Annotated in this window: 17 protein-coding genes and 1 riboswitch; of the genes, 14 read left to right on the top strand and 3 right to left on the bottom strand. The window is 62.8% G+C overall.

Annotation, left to right across the window (positions count from 1 at the left end):
* The first annotated feature begins 4 nt into the window (after positions 1-4).
* Complete coding sequence (locus QRN42_RS00275; protein WP_284977483.1) at positions 5-664, top strand: cyclodeaminase/cyclohydrolase family protein; 660 nt, start codon at positions 5-7, stop codon at positions 662-664.
* Between the two features lie 56 nt (positions 665-720).
* Here the strand turns inward: QRN42_RS00275 and QRN42_RS00280 are convergent, their stop codons facing one another.
* Complete coding sequence (locus QRN42_RS00280) at positions 721-2,271, bottom strand: MFS transporter (protein ID WP_284977484.1); 1,551 nt, start codon at positions 2,269-2,271, stop codon at positions 721-723.
* Positions 2,272-2,343: 72 nt separating this feature from the next.
* On the opposite strand from QRN42_RS00280, the gene QRN42_RS00285 reads away from it, so the two are divergent.
* The 8 genes from QRN42_RS00285 to QRN42_RS00320 all read left to right on the top strand — a co-directional run bounded on the left by QRN42_RS00285 (position 2,344) and on the right by QRN42_RS00320 (position 13,485).
* A complete protein-coding gene (locus QRN42_RS00285) occupies positions 2,344-2,883 on the top strand; it encodes a TetR/AcrR family transcriptional regulator (protein WP_284977485.1) in 540 nt (179 codons plus the stop codon).
* A gap of 92 nt (positions 2,884-2,975) precedes the next feature.
* Positions 2,976-3,073, top strand: a riboswitch (glycine riboswitch).
* 177 nt (positions 3,074-3,250) lie between these two features.
* A complete protein-coding gene (gene gcvP / locus QRN42_RS00290; protein WP_284977486.1) occupies positions 3,251-6,097 on the top strand; it encodes an aminomethyl-transferring glycine dehydrogenase in 2,847 nt (948 codons plus the stop codon).
* A gap of 12 nt (positions 6,098-6,109) precedes the next feature.
* On the top strand, positions 6,110-7,258 hold the full coding sequence (gene gcvT / locus QRN42_RS00295; RefSeq protein WP_284977487.1) for a glycine cleavage system aminomethyltransferase GcvT: 1,149 nt from the start codon (positions 6,110-6,112) through the stop codon (positions 7,256-7,258).
* Between the two features lie 43 nt (positions 7,259-7,301).
* Positions 7,302-7,688 (top strand): glycine cleavage system protein GcvH, encoded by a 387-nt coding sequence (gcvH, locus tag QRN42_RS00300; protein ID WP_284977488.1) that lies wholly within the window; start codon positions 7,302-7,304, stop codon positions 7,686-7,688.
* 252 nt (positions 7,689-7,940) lie between these two features.
* Positions 7,941-9,353, top strand: coding sequence for an L-serine ammonia-lyase (locus tag QRN42_RS00305; protein ID WP_284977489.1), 1,413 nt, complete (start codon positions 7,941-7,943; stop codon positions 9,351-9,353).
* A gap of 103 nt (positions 9,354-9,456) precedes the next feature.
* A complete protein-coding gene (locus QRN42_RS00310; RefSeq protein ID WP_284977490.1) occupies positions 9,457-10,545 on the top strand; it encodes a lipid II:glycine glycyltransferase FemX in 1,089 nt (362 codons plus the stop codon).
* Between the two features lie 107 nt (positions 10,546-10,652).
* Positions 10,653-11,969: a peptidoglycan bridge formation glycyltransferase FemA/FemB family protein gene (locus tag QRN42_RS00315; RefSeq protein WP_284977491.1), complete on the top strand. Its 1,317-nt coding sequence runs from the start codon at positions 10,653-10,655 to the stop codon at positions 11,967-11,969.
* A gap of 28 nt (positions 11,970-11,997) precedes the next feature.
* Positions 11,998-13,485, top strand: coding sequence for a threonine/serine exporter family protein (locus QRN42_RS00320; RefSeq protein ID WP_284977492.1), 1,488 nt, complete (start codon positions 11,998-12,000; stop codon positions 13,483-13,485).
* Between the two features lie 13 nt (positions 13,486-13,498).
* Here the strand turns inward: QRN42_RS00320 and QRN42_RS00325 are convergent, their stop codons facing one another.
* Positions 13,499-14,341 carry a siderophore-interacting protein gene (locus QRN42_RS00325; RefSeq protein ID WP_284977493.1) on the bottom strand — a complete coding sequence of 281 codons (843 nt, stop codon included), beginning with the start codon at positions 14,339-14,341 and terminating at the stop codon, positions 13,499-13,501.
* A gap of 175 nt (positions 14,342-14,516) precedes the next feature.
* Positions 14,517-15,287, bottom strand: a complete 771-nt coding sequence (locus QRN42_RS00330) for a uracil-DNA glycosylase (protein WP_284977494.1) — start codon at positions 15,285-15,287, stop codon at positions 14,517-14,519.
* A 127-nt stretch (positions 15,288-15,414) separates the two neighbouring features.
* Here QRN42_RS00330 and QRN42_RS00335 point away from each other — a divergent pair, with 127 nt between their 5' ends.
* From QRN42_RS00335 to QRN42_RS00355, 5 genes are all read left to right on the top strand, one after another.
* The gene (locus QRN42_RS00335; protein WP_502869470.1) at positions 15,415-15,726 is read left to right on the top strand and encodes a DUF3263 domain-containing protein; all 312 of its coding nucleotides are present in this window, start codon (positions 15,415-15,417) and stop codon (positions 15,724-15,726) included.
* A 49-nt stretch (positions 15,727-15,775) separates the two neighbouring features.
* On the top strand, positions 15,776-16,390 hold the full coding sequence (locus QRN42_RS00340; RefSeq protein ID WP_284977496.1) for a LytR C-terminal domain-containing protein: 615 nt from the start codon (positions 15,776-15,778) through the stop codon (positions 16,388-16,390).
* 185 nt (positions 16,391-16,575) lie between these two features.
* Entirely contained in the window at positions 16,576-16,779 is a 204-nt protein-coding gene (locus QRN42_RS00345; protein ID WP_284974157.1) for a cold-shock protein, read from the top strand.
* A 310-nt stretch (positions 16,780-17,089) separates the two neighbouring features.
* Complete coding sequence (gene groL / locus QRN42_RS00350) at positions 17,090-18,715, top strand: chaperonin GroEL (RefSeq protein WP_284977497.1); 1,626 nt, start codon at positions 17,090-17,092, stop codon at positions 18,713-18,715.
* A gap of 145 nt (positions 18,716-18,860) precedes the next feature.
* Positions 18,861-19,943 (top strand): RNase H family protein, encoded by a 1,083-nt coding sequence (locus QRN42_RS00355; protein WP_284977498.1) that lies wholly within the window; start codon positions 18,861-18,863, stop codon positions 19,941-19,943.
* Positions 19,944-20,003 lie beyond the last annotated feature (60 nt).

Here is a 20,003-nt window from a genome sequence, read left to right on the forward strand (position 1 = left end):
TGACATGACGAAATCCGACTCAATCACAACGCAGCAATCCACTGTTGAGGAATGGACCAAGGCGCTCGCCGAGTCCACTGGCTCCCCCGGGGGCGGAGCCGGCACCGGCGTCATGCTCGCTATTTCAGCAGCGCTGACGTCCATGGTGGCCGGGTATACGGACGCCGACGGCGAGAATCGCGATGCGCTTGCAGGGATCCGGGGAAGAGCCAAGGAGATGCGCGAAGCGGCGCTGAAATTAGCTGACGACGACGCCGTTGCCTCCGACGCTTTTGGCGCTGCCTTCCGCCTGGACCCGGGTCCGGAACGCGCTGAGGCAATCCGCCGCGCCTCCATAGAGGCCGCGAAATCGTCAGCAAGCCTGGGTGAGCGTGCCATGGAAGCCACCGAGGATCTTGCGTGGCTTGCCAAGCATGGGAATCCTGCGTTGATCGCCGATGTGGTGGTTGCCTTCGGAGCACTCCGGGCCGCGATCGCCGGCGCCCGTACCAACGTGAGCTTCGATCTGGCCTCCCTGACCTCGGCTGGTACTCCCTTGGCGAAGGTCAGGGAACAGCACCCGGAACTGTGGGGGACCGTGGGCAGGCTCACCGAGGCGCTGGAGCGGATCGACGGGATCACGGCCAGCGTAGACGCAAAGGCGGCGCCAACAGAGGCGTTGTGAGGCCCGCTCTGCTGGCTATTCCCGGCGGGAAGCGTGCAGAGCGGGCCACGCAACGGTTATTGCGCCTTCGGTACGCGACGCAGAACGACGCCGGCCAGTACCGCCGCTCCAGCCATCAGAACCAGCCCAATCGCCGCTGTGATGTGGACGCCGGAATCGAACGCGACCCGGGCAGCGTTCAGCAATGCCGCCGACGTCGGCTCAGGCAGGGTGCCCGCGGCGTCAACCGCGCCAGCCAAGGTCTCGGAGGCCTTCCCGGCAAGCTGCGAAGAGACGCCTTCGGGGATGACCAAGTTGTGCTGATAGGACGCGGTCAGGATGGACCCGAGAACGGCGGTGCCCAACAGCGAACCGAGTTCATACCCCGTCTCGGAGATGGCCGAGGCTGCCCCCGACTTGTCCGCCGGAACAGAGCCAAGGATGAGGTCGTTGGAGATGGTTTCCGCCGCGCCGACACCTACCGCCAGTACGGTCAATGCCGACAAGAGGAACACTGGGCCCTCACTGTGGTCCCCAAGCACGGCTACGAGGTAGCCCGCCGCGCTGAGCGTCAGGCCACCGGCAACCACGAAGCCGGGCCGTACGCGCTTGACCAGCGGCACCACCAGCATGCCGGCCATCACGGTCGCCAGAAGGGCGGGAATCATGGCGATCCCGGCCTCCATAGGGGACCTGCCTTCAACGAGTTGCAGGTGCTGGGCGAAGAAATAGATGAAACCCGTCATGGAGAACAGCGACAACACGTTGGCCACAATGGCCGTACTGAACACCTTGTTCTTGAAGAGGCTGACATCGAGCATCGGGCTGTCGATCCTCTGCTGGCGGCGAACGAACAGAACGCCCATCACCAGGCCAAAAACGAGGAAACCGGCCGAGGTGGCTCCAAAGCCATGGACTGCGGATTCCTTGATGCCGTAAACGAACGGGGCCATCGTCACGATGGACAACGCGATGCTGGGCGGATCAACCCGCCCGGGGTTCGCGTCTTTTGACTCGGGGATGAGCACCCTCCCGAAGGCCAAGAGCGGCAGCAACAGGAAAGCGGCCACCAGGAAGACTGCGCCCCACCAGAAGTGCTCCACCAGCCAGCCACCGAAGATGGGGCCAAGGGTAGCCCCACCGGAAAAACCCGCTGCCCATACGGCGATGGCAAGCCGACGCCGGTTGGGATCGGTGAAGATGTTCCGGATCAAGGACAGCGTGGAAGGCATCAGCATGGCTCCGAAGATGCCAAGGGCGGCACGACCGGCGATGAGCCATTCCGCCGAAGGGGCAAAGGCCGTAGCAGCCGAAACCGCCGCGAAGCCTGTGCTGCCGATCAGCAGCAACCGCCGTCGGCCGATCCTGTCGCCGAGGTTGCCCATGGAAACCAGCAAGGCAGCCAACACCAAGGGGTAGGCGTCGATAATCCACAGCAGCTGCACGCCGCCCACATCAAGGGATCGGGCGATCTGCGGCAGCGCAAAGGTCAGCGCTGTGTTGTCGACGGCGACCAGCAGCACCGGGAACATCAGCAGTCCCAGCGCCGCCCAGTCGCGCCACGGTGCTGGCCGGCCCAGAGCGGGCCGAACGGAGCGGGGAGCCTGAGTTGAGGACGGAGTGAACATGACACTTACTATACCGTCCAGACGGTATAGTTTCAATTCAGATCAACCGATCCTTTAGGGAATGATGTAGTCATGCCACGAAAACCAGTTGCCCGGGACGCCGTCCTGGACGCTTACGAAGCACTGCTCATTGAGGTCGGGGAGCGCGCCGCCACCCTCGACGCCGTCGCCAAGCGGGCAGGCGTGTCCAAGGGCGGGTTGCTGTATCACTTCCCGAACAAGGAATCTTTGATCACTGCTTTGCTGGCGCGTTTGGACCAGCTCGCGGAAGAGGACACGGAAAGGATGAAGGCAGCTCCTGAAGGAGCTGCTGTGCACTTCATCCGTTCCTCCCTGTGGGCTGACACGCCAATGGACCGCGCTTTCGTGGCTGCGACCCGCCTTGCCGAAGTGGCTCATGAAGAAACGAGGCTCAGGTTTGCCGCCATCCAGCAGATGTGGCTCGATGTCTTGGCAGAGGACGTGGGGCCGGACGTCGCCAAGGCGGTGAGCTATATGGGCGACGGCCTGTATTTCAACGCGATGTTCGAAGGCGGGCAGGACAATGGCAACGCCGGACGGGCGGCCGATGTCGAGATTCTTCTAGCTGTCTTGGACCGGCTGCGGAACTAACGGGTCATCATTTGCGGGCAGCGGCGCCGCATAGGACAATTAACATTTGTGGCGTGCCTGTCAAGGTGCCCATACACAACTGAACATGCCTTTGATCTGCGGCGGGAGAGTCCTGCAAGCAAGAGGTGCAGGCGCCGTAGGAGCAAATCCTCCCCAGGAATCTCTCAGGTCCATGCACCGCCGCGGCGAGGCAACTCTGGAAAGCAGCACAGCAATCGGCCCAACTCCGGGCAGGCTGCCGTGCTCACCGACGGTGCAAGCGATGATTGTCCACACAACGCGCGGAAACTCTCAGGTCCAATACAGAGTGGGGAGGGACCCAGCCGCTGTGGCGTACACAAACGCCGCCCAAGTAATGGAGTTCCCCGTGACGGTTAGTTCTGCCTCCACCACCTTCGTCGATCGGCATATCGGCGCACGACGCCAAGCCGACGTCGACACCATGCTCGCCTCCGTCGGCTATGACACGGTCGATGCCCTGGTTGACACCGCTGTTCCCAAAGATATTCGTCAGGACGTTGCACTCACGCTCCAGGACGCGTTGAGCGAAGTGCAGGTTCTCGCTGAGCTCCGCAGGCTGGCGTCCAAGAACAAGACGGCCGTCCAGATGATCGGGCAGGGTTATTACGACACCGTCACGCCCCCGGTGATTCGCCGCAACATCCTTGAGTCGCCGGCCTGGTATACCGCGTACACGCCGTATCAGCCGGAAATTTCGCAGGGCCGCCTCGAAGCTCTCTTGAATTTCCAGACCATGGTCCAGGACCTGGTTGGCCTCCCGATCGCCAACGCGTCGTTGTTGGACGAAGCCACGGCCGTTGCCGAAGCCGTCCTGATGATGCGCCGGGCGAACAAGTCCGCAGCTGCGCGTGATGGCAAGACCGTCCTCGACGCCGACTGCCTCCCGCAGACCATCGCCGTGGTCAAGGGCCGCGCCGAGGCGTTGGGTTTCGAGGTTGAGGTCGCGGACCTCTCGCTCGGGCTTCCCGAGGGTGCCATCAACGGTGTTGTCCTTCAGCAGCCGGGTGTTTCGGGCCGCGTGTTCGATCACTCTGCTGTGATCGCTGAGGCCAAGGAACGCGGTGCGTTGGTCACGGTTGCTGCCGACCTTCTGTCCCTGACGCTCATCACCCCTCCCGGTGAGCAGGGCGCTGACATTGCGGTCGGTTCCGCGCAGCGCCTTGGTGTGCCGCTGTTCTTCGGCGGCCCGCACGCGGCGTACATGGCTGTCCAGAAGGGCCTGGAGCGTTCCATGCCGGGCCGTTTGGTGGGTGTTTCCAAGGACGACGCCGGTGTCCCGGCCTACCGCTTGGCGCTGCAGACCCGTGAGCAGCACATCCGCCGTGAGAAGGCCACGTCCAACATCTGCACGGCACAGGCGCTGCTCGCGATCGTTGCTTCGATGTACGCGGTGTACCACGGCCCCGACGGCCTGAAAGCGATCGCCGAGACGGCTCACAACCACGCCCGCACGCTCGCGGCCTCCCTGAATGCTGCCGGCGTCGAGGTCCTTCACGGTTCCTTCTTTGACACCGTCACCGTCCGCGTCCCCGGTCGCGCTGCAGAGATCGTGGCCGACGCCGAGGCCAAGGGCATCAACCTCCGCGGCATCGACGCCGACACGGTTGGCATCTCGGTTGATGAAACCACCACGACGGCGGTAGTGGCCGACGTTGCGTCGGTGTTCGGCGCTTCGGTAGCCGAGTCCACGGAGGGCTTCGCACTTGAGGGGTCCGTGGAGCGTACGAGTGACTTCATGCAGCACCCGGTGTTCAACACGCACCGTTCCGAGACCCAGCTTCTCCGTTATATCCGTAAGCTCTCTGACCGGGATCTGGCGCTGGACCGCACCATGATTCCGTTGGGTTCCTGCACCATGAAGCTGAACGCGACCGCTGAGATGGAAGCGATTTCGTGGCCGGAGTTCGCCTCCATCCACCCGTTCGCGCCGGAGTCCCAGACCGAGGGTTGGCGTGAACTGATCAGCGACCTTGAGGCGCAGCTGACCGAGATCACCGGTTATGACCAGGTGTCCATCCAGCCGAACGCCGGTTCCCAGGGGGAGCTCGCCGGTTTGCTCGCGATCCGCGGGTACCACCGCTCCAACGGCGATGACCAGCGCAACGTGTGCCTGATCCCCGCGTCGGCGCACGGAACCAACGCAGCGTCGGCCGTGCTGGCCGGGATGAAGGTTGTCGTTGTGGCCACCGCACCGGACGGCACTATCGACCACGTGGACCTGAAGAACAAGATCGAGGCGCACCGGGACGCGCTCTCGGCCATCATGATCACCTACCCGTCCACGCATGGTGTCTACGACGCCGACGTCCGTGAGGTGTGCGACGCGATCCACGAGGCCGGCGGACAGGTGTACATCGACGGCGCGAACCTCAACGCACTCGTGGGCCTTGCCCAGCCGGGTAAGTTCGGCGGGGACGTTTCGCACCTGAACCTGCACAAGACCTTCTGCATCCCGCACGGCGGCGGCGGACCCGGTGTTGGCCCGGTCGCAGCGAAAGCACACCTGGCACCGTTCATGCCCGGCGATGCCACGTCCTGGACCGAAGGCAACGGCGTCCCGATCTCGGCGTCCCGTTTCGGTTCGGCCGGTGTCCTGCCGATCTCCTGGGCGTACGTGAAGCTCATGGGCGGCCAAGGCCTCACCGACGCCACCAAGTCCGCGCTGCTGGCCGCGAACTACATCGCGTCCCGCCTCAACGACCACTTCCCGGTCCTCTACACGGGCGAGGGCGGACTCGTTGCTCACGAATGCATCCTGGACCTTCGAGAACTGACGGCCACAACGGGTGTTACCGCTGAGGACGTGGCCAAGCGCCTCATCGACTTCGGCTTCCACGCCCCCACCCTGGCGTTCCCGGTGGCGGGCACCCTGATGGTGGAGCCCACCGAGTCCGAGGACCTGGCCGAGATCGACCGGTTCATCGAGGCGATGATCACCATCCGTGCCGAGATCGACCAAGTCGCCGCCGGGGACTTCTCCGTGCAGGATTCCCCTCTCCGCCGCGCACCGCACACGGCAGCCGCCGTCGTCAGTTCCGATTGGGACCGCGCGTACCCGCGTGAGCAGGCCGCGTTCCCCGTCCACCACCTCAAGCAGGACAAGTACTTCCCGCCGGTCGGCCGGATCGACGGCGCAGCCGGTGACCGGAACCTCGTGTGCTCCTGCCCTCCGATCGAAGACTTCGAGAACTAAGGGGTTCCTGCAATGACTGAGAACTACACCGCTCTCTACGAAGAGCACAAGAAGCTCGGCGCGTCCTTTACGGACTTCGGTGGTTGGCAGATGCCGCTGAAGTACTCCTCCGAGTTGGCGGAGCACCACGCCGTCCGTAAATCGGCAGGACTGTTCGACCTCTCCCACATGGGCGAAGTCTGGGTCACCGGCCCCGAGGCTGCCGCGTTCCTGGACTACGCCCTGGTGGGCAAGATCTCCGCCATGGCTCAGGGCAAGGCAAAGTACTCGCTGATCTGCGAGGCTGACGGCGGCATCATCGATGACCTCATCACCTACCGCCGCCCGTCACCTGTGGAGGGCGAGGACAAGTTCCTCGTCGTCCCCAACGCCGGCAACGCCAAGGTTGTGGCCGCCGAGCTGCTGGAACGCGCTGCCGGCTTCGACGTTGTCGTGGAAGACGCCTCCGCGTCGACTTCACTGATTGCGGTCCAGGGCCCGAACGCGGAAGCCATCCTCCTTCGCCTGGTGCCGGCCGAACAGCACGCGCTGGTCCAGGACCTGAAGTACTACGCCGCCGTCGAGGTCCCGTTCACGTTCGACGGCGGAACCCAGGACCTGCTGCTCGCCCGCACCGGATACACCGGTGAAGACGGCTTCGAAATCTTCGTGCCCAACGAATCCGCCGCTGCGCTCTGGCAGGCGATCACCGAGGTCGCAGAAGACGGAGAGCTCGTCCCGGCGGGCTTGGCCTCGCGCGACTCCCTGCGCCTGGAAGCCGGAATGCCCCTCTACGGGAATGAGCTCTCCCGCGCAGGAAACCCGTTCGCTGCAGGGCTCGGGCCTGTGGTGGCCCTGTCCAAGGAAGGCGACTTCGTCGGCAAGGATGCACTCGCGGCCTTGAAGGCAGACGGCGCCGGCTCTACCAGCGGGCGTAGGCTCGTAGGCCTCAAAGGCTTGGGGCGTCGCGCTGGACGCGGGCATTACCCGGTCTTGAAGGACGGCGCAGTGGTCGGTGAGGTGACCTCGGGCCAGCCGAGCCCGACGCTAGGCTACCCGGTAGCGTTGGCTTATGTCGACGTCGAACTCTCCGAGGTTGGCACCCCGCTGGACATCGATCTCCGGGGGAAGAGCGAGCCGTTCGAAGTCGTAGCACTGCCGTTCTACAAGCGCCAAAAGTAACCCGCCGGTTTTAGTTGTAGTCACCACACGTAAAGGAAACAGAATGCCCAAAGTAGCGCCCGAACTGCAGTACTCCGACGAGCACGAGTGGGTTTCCCGCGGCGAGGGAAACTCGGTGTCCGTTGGGATTTCCGAGGTTGCCACCGACGCGCTGGGCGACATCGTCTACGTTGACTTGCCCGAGGTCGGATCTGCCGTAACCGCTGGCCAGACCTGCGGAGAGGTGGAGTCCACCAAGTCCGTCTCGGACCTGTACTCGCCTGTCACCGGCGAGGTCACCGAGATCAACGACGCCGTTGTCAGCGATCCGGCCCTGATCAACAACGACCCCTACGGCGCGGGGTGGCTCTTCAAGGTAGCCGCTGAGTCCGAGGGCCCGTTGCTTTCGGCCCAGGAGTACGCCTCCAAGAACGGTGGAGACCTTTCCTGATCTCTGTGCCCGCCATTTCGTGGGCTCGCTGCGCAGGACGCCGTACGCTCGGCACGATCCGCAGCGAGGCCCCGAAACGGGCGCGGATGGGCGTAGCGTTGAATGCAGTAACTGAATAACTTGCGACGCCGGATTGCCGCCTTTGGGGGCCGTCCGGCGTCGTGCTTCGGTCGCCTTCCGTCACGAGCGGGAGTGGCCATCCGGCAGGACCATCTGCCGGAACGCCTCAAGTTTTATGAAGGAATCACGGCTATGGCTGTTGGTGTTTTTGATTTGTTCACGGTGGGTATTGGTCCGTCGAGTTCGCATACGGTAGGGCCGATGCGGGCTGGCGCGGTGTTTGCCCGGGAGCTTGTGGACAGCGGCGTGCTGGGGGACGTTGCGGGTTTGCGCGTGGATTTGTATGGGTCGTTGGCTGCGACGGGTCGTGGGCACGGGACCATGACGGCGACGTTGTTGGGGTTGGAGGGGTTTCAGCCCGAGTTGATCCTGCCCGATGAGGTGGAGGAGCGTCTCGCGGCGATCGCTGAGACCGGGTTGTTGAACCTGGCTGGTGCTTCGGGTGGGGGTGTGCAGTTGCCGTATGCGGTGGAGGATATGGTGCTGCATCCGTTGACTGTGTTGCCGCGGCATACGAACGGGATGAGGTTCGCGGTTTCTGATGCTGAGGGGAACGTTCTCAAGGAGGCGACGTTTTTCTCGGTGGGTGGCGGGTTCATTGTCCGTGAGGGTGAGGAGAACGCGGCCCGGGCTGAGTTGGAGGAGTCGAGGAAGGAGTTGCCGCTGCCGTTCCGGACGGCGGCCGAGTTGCTGGGCCGGTGTGCCTCGAAGGGGTTGGGAATCAGCGACATCATGTTCATCAATGAGCGGGCGTCCCGGTCTGAGGAGGAGATCCGGGAGGGTTTGCTGCATATTTGGGCCGTGATGGAGGCCTGTGTTGAGACTTCGTTGAAGCGTGAGGGTGTGTTGCCCGGGGGGTTGCGGGTCCGGCGTCGTGCTCCTGATTGGTTGGAGCGGCTCCTGAAGGAAGACAAGGACCGCAATGATCCGAAGTACTGGCAGGAGTGGGTGAACCTGATCGCGTTGGCGGTTAATGAGGAGAACGCCTCCGGCGGCCGGGTGGTGACGGCTCCCACGAATGGTGCTGCGGGGATCATTCCCGCGGTGTTGTATTACGCGCTGCACTACGCCCCCGGTATGGAGAACGCCACCCAGCGGGACCGCGATGACGTGGTGGTGAAGTTCTTGCTCGCTGCCGGTGCTGTGGGCGTGTTGTATAAGGAGCAGGCGTCCATTTCGGGTGCCGAGGTGGGGTGTCAGGGCGAGGTGGGGTCGGCGTCGTCGATGGCTGCTGCCGGGTTGGCTGAGGTGATGGGTGGTACGCCGGGTCAAGTGGAGAACGCGGCGGAGATCGCGATGGAACACAACCTGGGGCTCACGTGTGATCCGATCGGGGGGTTGGTGCAGATTCCGTGTATTGAGCGGAACGCTATTGCTGCGGCGAAGGCGATCAATGCCGCGAAAATGGCGTTGTGGGGTGACGGTACACACCGGGTGTCCCTGGATGAGGTGATCGTGACCATGCGGGAAACGGGCAAGGACATGTCCGACAAGTACAAGGAAACCGCGATGGGCGGCCTCGCCGTCAACGTCGTCGAATGCTGAGCGCAACCGCCTGATTTTTTGATCCCGATAGACTGGGTCCTGCATGTCCGCATGCACGCTCCACTCTGAACACCTACGCTCAACACGGCACCAAACCCTGAGATTGGACACGGCCACCTTGCGAGAATTTACCGCCCGCTTTGCCACCGCCGAGGAAACCGATAACTGGGACAAGCACATCACGGCGAATCCCAACGGCGGCAACATGCTGCAGTCGGACGCCTATGCGGCAGTCAAGGACGGCAACGGTTGGCTGGTCCGCCGCCTGGTGGTGGAGACTGCCGACTACACCAGCTACAACCTGTTGCTCGAGAAGAAGTTCCCGGTCCTCGGCCGCCTCTGGTACCTCATCAAGGGACCAGACGCCGCCTCTGTCGAGGACATCAAGCCCATGCTCACGGCCGTGGCGGCCCTGGCGAAGGATCAAAAGCTAAACGTCTTCACCATCAAGATAGAGCCCGACGTCGTCGAGTCGCCTGAGGTGACAGCGCAACTGCGCGCAGCCGGTTTGGTCAAGGCTCCGAACATCCAGTCGAACGACTTCACGGCGATCCTGAACATCGCGGCACCGGCCAATGAAGTGCTCCGGAGCATCTCATCACGGGCGCGGAACGCCGTCCGCAGGGCTGAACGCGAGGGATGCGAGGTTCTGCAGGCCGAGCCGGGCGAGGACAGCTACCGCAAGCTCTATGCGCTGATGCAGAACACCGTGAACGCCAAAGGCGCCATGCCGCTACGCAGCTACGAGTACTACGCCACTTTCTGGGGCGAGTTCTGCAGCCGCGGCCAGGGACACTTTTTCTTCGTCTACGAGGACGGCGCACCAAGCGTGGGCGCTTTCGTCATCAATTACGGTTCCAAGGCGACGTACAAGGACGGCGGCTCCACGCAGAACCGCAAGCAGTACGGCGACTCGCACTTGGTCCAATGGGCAGCCATCCAGCGGATGCAGGAACTCGGCTGTGTTGAGTACGATTTCTGCGGGACCCCTCCGGCTGCCCGCATCAAAGACAAATCCCACCCCCTGTACGGCCTTGGATCCTTCAAGACGAGCTTCACCAAGACCGTCACGGATTTCGTCGGGTGCTACGACATGGTCCTGAGCCCGCTCCGCTACAAGCTGTGGCTCAAGGGTGCCGAGAAGGTCTTCCGTCGACTCGAAACAATGCGTACCGGCGGCCAGTTCTACTGAGCGCGTAAGAACAGCCAGCAAGCAAGGCCCGCCCCGGCTACTCACGGGTGCAAAATCTACTTTTAGGTGAGGTAATTTCTTTGACACCGATTCAGGCTGGAACCGAAATGGAATTCGTGATTCTCAGCGACACTGATTACGAGACGTTCGCCAAAGGACACCCTCAGGGTAGCTTCATCCAATCCATGGATCTGACGAGGTTCCAGCGCGCACGCGGGCAGGAAGTGGAGCTCTTCGGGGTTACCAGGGGTGGAAGCCTCATCGCTGCCGGGAAACTCGTCTACGCGTCCAATCGCTTCGGCTACAAGACCGTGGACTGCGCCAAGGGCCCGCTGATGGATTATTCCGACGCCGCGGCGGTGCGCTTCGTCGTCGAGCAGTTGAAGAAGCACGCGGCTACCAAGAAAGCTGCTGAACTGCGGATCTCACCCAACGTCCGGTACATCGCACGGGATGAGGAAGGCGCGGAACACCCGGAGATTGAGGACAACCGGCCTCTGATGAAGGAATTGGAGGGCCTTGGATTCCAGCATCAGGGTTTCGATATGAACTTTGCCAACATCAACTGGATGTTCGTGAAGCAGCTCGACGGGATCGCGGATTCCGAGGAACTCATCATGGGTATGAACTATCGGACGCGTAAGGCCATCCGTAAAGCCGAGAAGAACGGCGTCTACCTCGAACAGGCCACCCTGGAAACACTGGACGACTTCTACAACGCCCTCAGCACGGCAGGGGATGAGAAGGGCTTCACCTACCGCGAACGCGAGTACTACGAGCAACTTCTCCGCAACACCTCCGATGAGTTCACCAAGCTCATGATGGCCAAGATCAACATCCCTGAGTATCGGGCGTCCATCACCGAGCGCCTGGAAGCTGAATCCAAGACGTTGGCCGAACTCAAGCGCGAGGTCGAAGAAACCGGCAGCAAAAAGAAGGCCAACCGGATCAAGGTTGTACAGGACCTCGTGGACAGCTACGAGCGGAGCCTGAAGGACATCGAACGATTCCCGGACTCGGTGGGCGTGGCCACCGTTGCCGCCATTCACTTCGCATGCTCAGGTGATGAACTGGTGTGCGTCATAGGTGGAACCGTCCAGGACTACATCTATTTCAACGGCGCAACATCCCTTTACTGGGGCATGATGCTCCATGCGCTGAACAACGGGTACTCCCGTTACAACTTCTATGGCACGTTCGGAATCCAGGGCCAGGACGAGACTGGCCACGGCGGTTACGAATTCAAGAAGGGGTTCGGCGGTGAAGTTGTCCAGCTGATTGGCGATTTCGTGGCGCCCGTGAATCCCGTGGCCTTCACCGCGTACCGGACGGCCAGGAAGCTTGCAGGGACTGTCCAGACCGTTCTGGGAAGATTACCAGTAGAGAAGTTGCCCGTACTGAGGAAACTCCGGGGGAATCGCTGATCAAAGAGGCAAAGGGGAGGATCGCTGCGTGACTGAATGGCCCGAAGGGTCCGGCGGCCGTCCGCCAATGGATGGCTTGCCCAAGACCCAGCCGCTGCGCCCATCGCAGGTGCGGCAGAACGTCACCGCAAAACGCATGCTGATGCGATTGGTCCAAGGGGACAGTCCGCCCACCGCGCCCATGAATATCGTGGACCGGCTTGCGGGAAGTCCTTACGCCAATCCCACCATCCAGGTGGCAGGAGTGGACGCCTCCGCCCGGAAAACGATCGACTTCGCCCTGCATCTGGCCGAAGTCATGTTCCGTTACGGTGCCGGTGCCCTTGAGGTTGAGACCAGCATGATTGCCGTGACAGCAGCCCTGGGCCTCAAAAACGTTGAAGTGGACATCACCAACCAGTCTGTCGCCATCAACTACGCGCCCAAGGACCAGACGCCCATTACGCTTCTTCGCGTGGTCCGGTCCTGGACGAATAATTATGCGGGGCTCGCCCAAGTCCACCAGTTGGTGACCGACATCATCGCAGGGGGAGTAGGCCGTGACGAAGCAGTTCGTCGCCTGAACGGCATCATTCGCAGCGCCAAGCCGTTTCCACGCTGGATGGTAACCATGGCCTTCGCAGTATTTGCCGCGGTCTTCGTGGGCGTCCTGGGTGGAGGCCTGGGAGCGTCCGCCGTTGCTTTCGCTTCAAACCTCATGGTCAGCTTGCTGGCACGTCAACTGACCAAGTGGCGGACCGCGGATTTCTTCGTCACCATGGCGTGCGCGTTCCTGGTGACCTTTATCGCGTTGATGCTTCGATGGGCCGGCGTAGACATCGCGCCTTCGATTGTGGTTGCTGGCGGCATCTTGCTGTTGTTGCCTACAGGTCGGCTCGTTTCAGCCGTGCAGGACGCCATCAATGGCTTCCCCGTCACGGCCGCGGGACGGTTCCTCTCCACGTTGCTCACCTTTGGCGCCATCGTTGCGGGCATCGCCGTCGCCGTGGTGGTGGGAACGGTGATGGGAAACGCGGTGCTGGACGTCACCCAAACATTCCCGGACGCGTACCCTTTGTGGGGCAAAGCGGTCTTGATAGCCATCGCTGTGTTGGCCATCGGAGTCACCGAACAGACGCAGATGCGATTGCTCCTCCCGACGGCGGCGGTAGGTATCGTGGGCTTCTTTGTCCTGTGGGGGGTCGGCCAAGGGGGTGTCGGGGACCGCCTGTCTCCGGCGGTTGCCGCCGTCGTCATCGGTTTGTTGGCCAGGGTCCTCGCGCTCAAACTGGGCGCCCCGCAGCTGGTGGTCGCTGTTCCGGCGGCCCTGATCCTGCTTCCGGGGCTTACTATATTCCGCTCCATGTATGTTTTGACCGTTGAGGGTGGCAACATTCTGGTGGGGGCCGGCGGCATGCTGAATGCAGGTGCGATTGTGCTCGGGGTGGCCGCCGGAATTGTGCTGGGTGACAACCTTGCCCGGCCGCTGACCAAGGGGCTGTCCAGCAATGAGCGGCGCCGGGTACGGCGGCGCTAGTACCTGGAAAGGCCTAGATTTTGCCTACGGGCAATTTCTTCTCGGCTTGGAATACTTCCTCCACGCGGCCCTGCGCCCAGTACCCCGAGAGGGAGACCTGAGAACGCTCCAAGCCCCTTTGGCTGAAGAAGATTTCGCGGAGACCCTTCATGTAGCCGCGCTCCCCATGGGCGAACACGTCCACCTGGCCCGGTAACCACTCGATGCCGCGGAGCGCCTCAAGCAGCAGCTCGCTGGATCCGGCGGGTACTCCGCGGCGGAACAGCCAGTGGAGTTCGACGCCCGAAGGTGCCGCGATCGGGAGAATATCGGCCTCGCTGTCCACCTCCAGGAACACCATGCCCCGGGCTTCTTCGGAGAGCGACTCGACGCAGGCTGCGATGGCCGGAATGGCCGCGTCGTCGCCGGCAAAAAGGTGCCAGTCGACGTCGGGCGCTGGGCTGTATGCGCCACCGGGACCAGTGAAGATCAGGTCGTCTCCGGGTTGGGCGGCGGCGGCCCATGGTCCAGCCAAGCCTTCGTCGCCGTGGACCACAAAGTCGATGGCCAGTTCCTTGGCTTCCATGTTGACCCATCGGACGGTGTAGGTCCTTGTATGCGGCCACTGCTCGCGGGGCATGCTTTCCCGGATGGCCCACAAGTCCAGCGGCAGTTGGTAGTCGACGCCGGGCTGCGGGAAAACGATCTTGACGTATCTGTCTACGTGCTCGTTGTTTTCGTAGTCCGCGAAGCCCTCTCCGCCCGCCACAATCCGCACCATGTGGGGCGAAAGGAGCTCTTTACGCACCACCGTCAGGTTGACCTGCGGGCGGGTTTTGCGTGTGGCGGAGGATGTCGATGGGAGTACGGCGTTCATAGAAGCAAGCCTAGGCCACTGCTGGCCGGAACCGCCCCCTCGTTGTGGGGCCCGCTCTGAAGCCTAAAGCACCCTCCAACCCTGCAGAGCAGGCCCCACAACGGAGCAAACGACGCCCTTCAGACCCCTCCAGCTCGTGGGGCCTTGACTCGTGAGGCCTTTACTCACGGGCCGGTCAGATGACCGGAAGTTCCCAGTCAATCGGGGCGGCGCCCTGCTCGCGCAGCAACTCATTGGCCTGGCTGAAGGGCTTGGAACCGAAGAACCCGCGAGAGGCCGAGAGCGGACTGGGATGGGGAGACGAGATGGACGGGGCACCTGCCAGCAGGGGTTCGACAGACAACGCGTCCTTTCCCCACAGGATCGCCACCAGCGGGCTCTGCCGGCCCAAGCCGTCGGTGCGTTCCGCCACCGCCGTGACCGCCGCCGTCGTGATAGCCTCCCAGCCTTTCCCGCGGTGCGAGCCGGCAGCTCCCGCGGAGACACTGAGGACCCTGTTCAGGAGCAGGACACCTTGATCGGACCAAGCGCTGAGGTCTCCGTGGACGCGGGGCGGCAGGCCAAGGTCATCGTGGAGCTCGCGGTAGATGTTCGCCAGGCTTCGCGGGATGGGCCGGGTCTGCCTGGCCACGGCAAAGGAAAGTCCGACGGCGTGTCCCGGTGTCGGGTACGGATCCTGGCCGAGTATCAGTACCTTGACGTCGGCAAGGGGGCGCCGGAACGCCCGCAGGAGGTTGTCCGCGGACGGCAGCACCTGGATGCCGGCGTCGGCCTGGCGCGCCACGAAAGCCAAAACGTCGCGGAACTGTCCTTCCAAGGGAGACAAGGCAGCCGCCCAGTCGGGCGCCATCAGCTCGTCCAACGGCCTGCCCGCCAGTTCGGCAAAGCCAACGTCCGGCACCGCCGCCGGTTCAAGATCAAAGAGAGCATCCTCGCCAGTCACCACGCCATTGTCCCCTGCGTCCGGCGCCCATGCGAATGACAGCGTTGTTATTCGCCCCTACCATGGGGGTAGGTCTTTTCCCATCTGAGCGTCGAAGGAGCCTGCCATGGCAGAACCAGCACCGGATCCGATGGCGCAGCAAGCCACCCACTTTGACCGTGCGGACTTTGTCGGAAATACCCGCCCCGATTCCCCGCTCAGTGAGCGCGATCAGCGGATGTTGTCCCTGGAAAGGCAATGGTGGAAGTACTCCGGCGCCAAGGAACAAGCCATTCGTGAGCTCTTCGATCTCTCGGCAACGCACTACTACCAGATCCTGAATGCGTTGATCGATACCGAAGATGCGTTGGCCCACGATCCCATGCTGGTCAAGAGATTGCGTAGACTACGTACGTCCCGCCAGCGCGCGCGGACTGCGCGCCGCTTGGGGTCCGACGCGTAAAACGCCCGGCTGATCTGTCAGCAGCAACCAGCAAGGACAACGCTTCACCATGACCAAATATGCCAGGGACGAGTTCGACCAGGTCCCAGAGAACAGCTCCCGGCAAGGCGTCCACCGCGACGCCCAAGCAACGTCCCGGCCCGCTTTGTGGCCGGTCCTCACCGTCGGGGCAGTGGCCTTGGTGCTTGGCTTGGTGGCGTTCTTGATCCTTCCGCGCCTTGGGTTTGTGGCACCGAGCGCAGCGCCTAGTGCTTCGACGTCGGCACCCCGCCAGAGCAGCGCGCCGCCGTCAGCGGCCCCTAGCGCATCGAGCAGCGCCCCGGCTGCGTCCCCGGCGCCCAGCGCGACGCCGTCGGAAACTCCCTCGGCGACCCCGACGGCGGCTCCCGTGGACAAGTCCACCCCGGTGGCTGTCTACAACGGTGCCGGCACGGCCGGTTTGGCCTCCAAGGTCGCCGGCTTGGTCCAAGGCGGCGGCTGGACCTTGGGTACGGTGGGCAACTGGGGCGGCCTGCCACAGAAATCTTCCGTCATCTTCTATAACGCGCCCGCCCAGAAGGCTAATGCCGAAGCGTTGGGTACCCTTCTCGGGATCCAGCAAGTAGTCGAGGCCCCTGACGTCCAGCAGCCGCTCGTTGTGGTCGCAGGTCCGGGTTACCAATAAACGCCGGGTCACCAATAAACGCCGAGTCACCAGGAAAACACGGCACCATCCCGGTTAAGCCTCAATAACAAAAGCGATGCACTTCGCCAGCGCGGCACCGCGTTGCGACCACAGTGGTTACAGTGGATTAACTCCGGCCCGGAGATCCCGGCTACCGGACTTTGGCTACTGTGAAAGTGGGCATCATGGCTTTGGGAACCGTCAAATGGTTCAACGCCGAAAAGGGTTACGGCTTCATCACTGTGGATGATTCCGGCGACGACATTTTTGTACACTGGTCCGCCCTTCAAATGGACGGATTCCGGGCCCTTGAGGAGGGCCAGAGGGTTGAGTTTGAATTGGGCGAGGGGCAGAAGGGCCCCCAAGCCGAGAGTGTACGCGTCGCCTGAGCCACGGACACTGGCTGCCGACGCCGGCTGGAACCTTTTCGTTTATAGCGCAGCATGGAGCCGCTGCTTGCACTCTCCCCGGGTGAGTGCTAATTATTGAGTTAGCACTCCAACGGTTCGACTGCTAAGTGCGGCCCGGTTAATCCGGCCCAAAAGCTAGCGAACCGGCGGGGGATCAAGAAACACCTTTTGGTGGGGTGAGGTCCGGAGCGCGCGGCATACAGAGGCCGCAAGCGAAAGGCCGTCCGTCGCGGGCACTCCATCAGACAGGTACCTTCTTAACGACTGTCCCGAAAGGACTACCGCCGTTATGGCCAAGATCATTGCATTTGATGAAGAGGCACGCCGCGGCCTCGAGCGGGGTTTGAACATCCTCGCAGACGCCGTCAAGGTCACCCTCGGTCCGCGTGGACGCAACGTCGTCCTCGAAAAGAAGTGGGGCGCCCCCACGATCACCAACGATGGTGTTTCCATCGCCAAGGAGATCGAGCTGGACGATCCTTACGAGAAGATCGGTGCGGAACTGGTCAAGGAAGTTGCCAAGAAGACGGATGACGTCGCTGGCGACGGAACCACCACCGCAACGGTTCTTGCCCAGGCACTGGTCAAGGAAGGCCTGCGCAACGTAGCGGCCGGCGCTGACCCGCTGTCCCTCAAGCGCGGCATCGAGAAGGCTGTTGAAGCAGTCATCAATGAACTGCTGTCCTCGGCCAAGGAAATCGAAACCAAGGAAGAGATCGCAGCCACGGCTTCCATCTCCGCCGGCGACCCGGAAATCGGCGCACTGATCGCCGAGGCCCTGGACAAGGTGGGCAAGGAAGGCGTCATCACGGTCGAGGAATCCAACACCTTCGGCTTGGAGCTTGAGCTCACCGAGGGCATGCGCTTCGACAAGGGTTACATCTCCGCATACTTCGTCACCGACGCTGAGCGCCAGGAAACGGTCCTCGAAGACCCGTACATCCTGATCGTGAACTCCAAGATCTCCAACGTGAAGGAACTCGTTGCAGTCCTGGAGAAGGTCATGCAGTCGAACAAGCCGCTGCTGATCATCGCTGAAGACATCGAGGGCGAGGCCTTGGCCACCCTGATCGTCAACAAGATCCGTGGCACCTTCAAGTCCGTTGCCGTCAAGGCTCCGGGCTTCGGTGACCGCCGCAAGGCACAGCTCGCCGACATCGCCATCCTCACCGGTGGCCAGGTCATCTCCGAAGAAGTTGGCCTCAAGCTTGAGAACGCCGGCCTCGAACTCCTCGGCACCGCCCGCAAGGTCGTTGTCACCAAGGACGAGACCACCATCGTTGAAGGTGCTGGCGACGCCGAGCAGATCGCTGGCCGCGTGGCCCAGATCCGCGCCGAGATCGAGAACTCCGATTCCGACTACGACCGCGAGAAGCTGCAGGAACGCTTGGCCAAGCTGGCCGGCGGCGTTGCAGTCATCAAGGCCGGCGCGGCTACCGAAGTAGAGCTGAAGGAACGCAAGCACCGCATTGAGGACGCTGTCCGCAACGCAAAGGCTGCCGTTGAAGAAGGCATCGTTGCCGGTGGTGGCGTGGCCCTCATCCAGGCTGGCGCCAAGGCATTCGCCAACCTCAACCTCGAAGGTGACGAGGCAACCGGTGCCAACATCGTCAAGGTTGCCATCGACGCTCCGCTCAAGCAGATCGCTTTCAACGCTGGCCTCGAGCCGGGCGTTGTAGCGGACAAGGTTCGCGGCCTGCCCTCCGGTCACGGCCTGAACGCTGCCACGGGCGTCTACGAAGACCTTCTGGCTGCCGGCGTCAACGACCCCGTAAAGGTCACCCGCTCGGCTCTCCAGAACGCCGCTTCCATCGCTGGTCTGTTCCTGACCACCGAGGCAGTGGTTGCTGACAAGCCCGAAAAGAACGCCCCGGCTGCCGGCGGCGACGACATGGGCGGCATGGGCGGCTTCTAAGCCCTCCCGCTCTTTGCACTAAGAGCATCACGACGGCGGTCCCCACCATTTGGTTGGGGGCCGCCGTTTTGCTGTGCCCGAGTACTTATATGCGCTCTTTGAGCTGCGCGTTTTAGTGTCAGTAAGGTCTGGCAGGATTAAGTGCATGACGATTATTGCTGCCGCCGACGGGTCCGCCCTCGGTAATCCTGGGCCGGCCGGTTGGGCCTGGTATGTTGACGATTCCTGTTGGCGGGCAGGGGGATGGCCACATGGGACCAACAACCAAGGCGAATTGATGGCTGTCCTGGACTTGTTCCGGTCCACGGCGCATGTTCCCGAGCAAGATTTGCTGATCCTGTGCGATAGCCAGTACGTCATCAACTGCATCACCAAGTGGATGCCGGGTTGGAAGCGGAAGGGATGGCGGAAGGCAGACGGCAAGGCTGTCCTGAACGTGGATCTGCTCAAGGACATCGATCAAGCCATCACCGGACGCAAGTACACCTTTGAATGGGTAAAGGGGCATGCCGGGCATGACCTCAATGAAGCGGCGGACGAGCGTGCACGCGCGGTGGCCGTTGCTTATCAGCAGGGCGTAGCTCCCCGCAGCGGGCCGGGCTTCCCGGGAGCTTCGGCTGGGGTGCGTGGCGAGCTTGGGGGCCGTCCTGCCGGGCTGCAGAGCCATGGCGCGCAGCCCCAAGAAGCACGGCCCCAAGAGGCGCAGCCCCAGGCCCTGGCCTCGTTAGCCCAGGGCACCCGCCAGCAAGCCCCCGCTGGTGACCAGCAGTCCCGGACAGGACGGACATCCTGGCCGCATTCGGAGCCGACCCTTTTCGGGGAGTCCGGAATCTTTGGCCAGCCTGACCTGTTCAGCGAGCTCGACGAACAAACTTCGGTGGTGCCGCTGTCGGCCGAAGACACGGTCTTGGCGTTGGAACGCGAGATGCTCAGGCCGGAGGTGCGGGCGGACATCGGCCGGATTGGCGTTCTGCTCCACCCGGACTTTGCCGAGATCGGAAGCTCGGGGCGATTTTGGACCCGGGATGCCATGATGATGGCCCTGGAGGAAGATCCCGGTGAACCCACTGAGCTAGAGCTCCTGAGCGCAGATCGCCTGAACGAGGACACCATACTCCTGAACTATCGCAGTCTGGCACCTGCGGGTGCTGCCTTACGCAGTTCCGTGTGGATGCTGGACCGGGGCCAATGGCGGCTGAGGTTCCATCAAGGGACAAGTGAACAGTAGCGGAACACGCTAGCGGGCCGACCAGCCGCCCGGACCAGACCAATTAAGACCTGCGAGGCC

The sequence above is a fragment of the Arthrobacter sp. fls2-241-R2A-200 genome, from assembly GCF_030209745.1.
Lineage (GTDB): Bacteria > Actinomycetota > Actinomycetes > Actinomycetales > Micrococcaceae > Arthrobacter.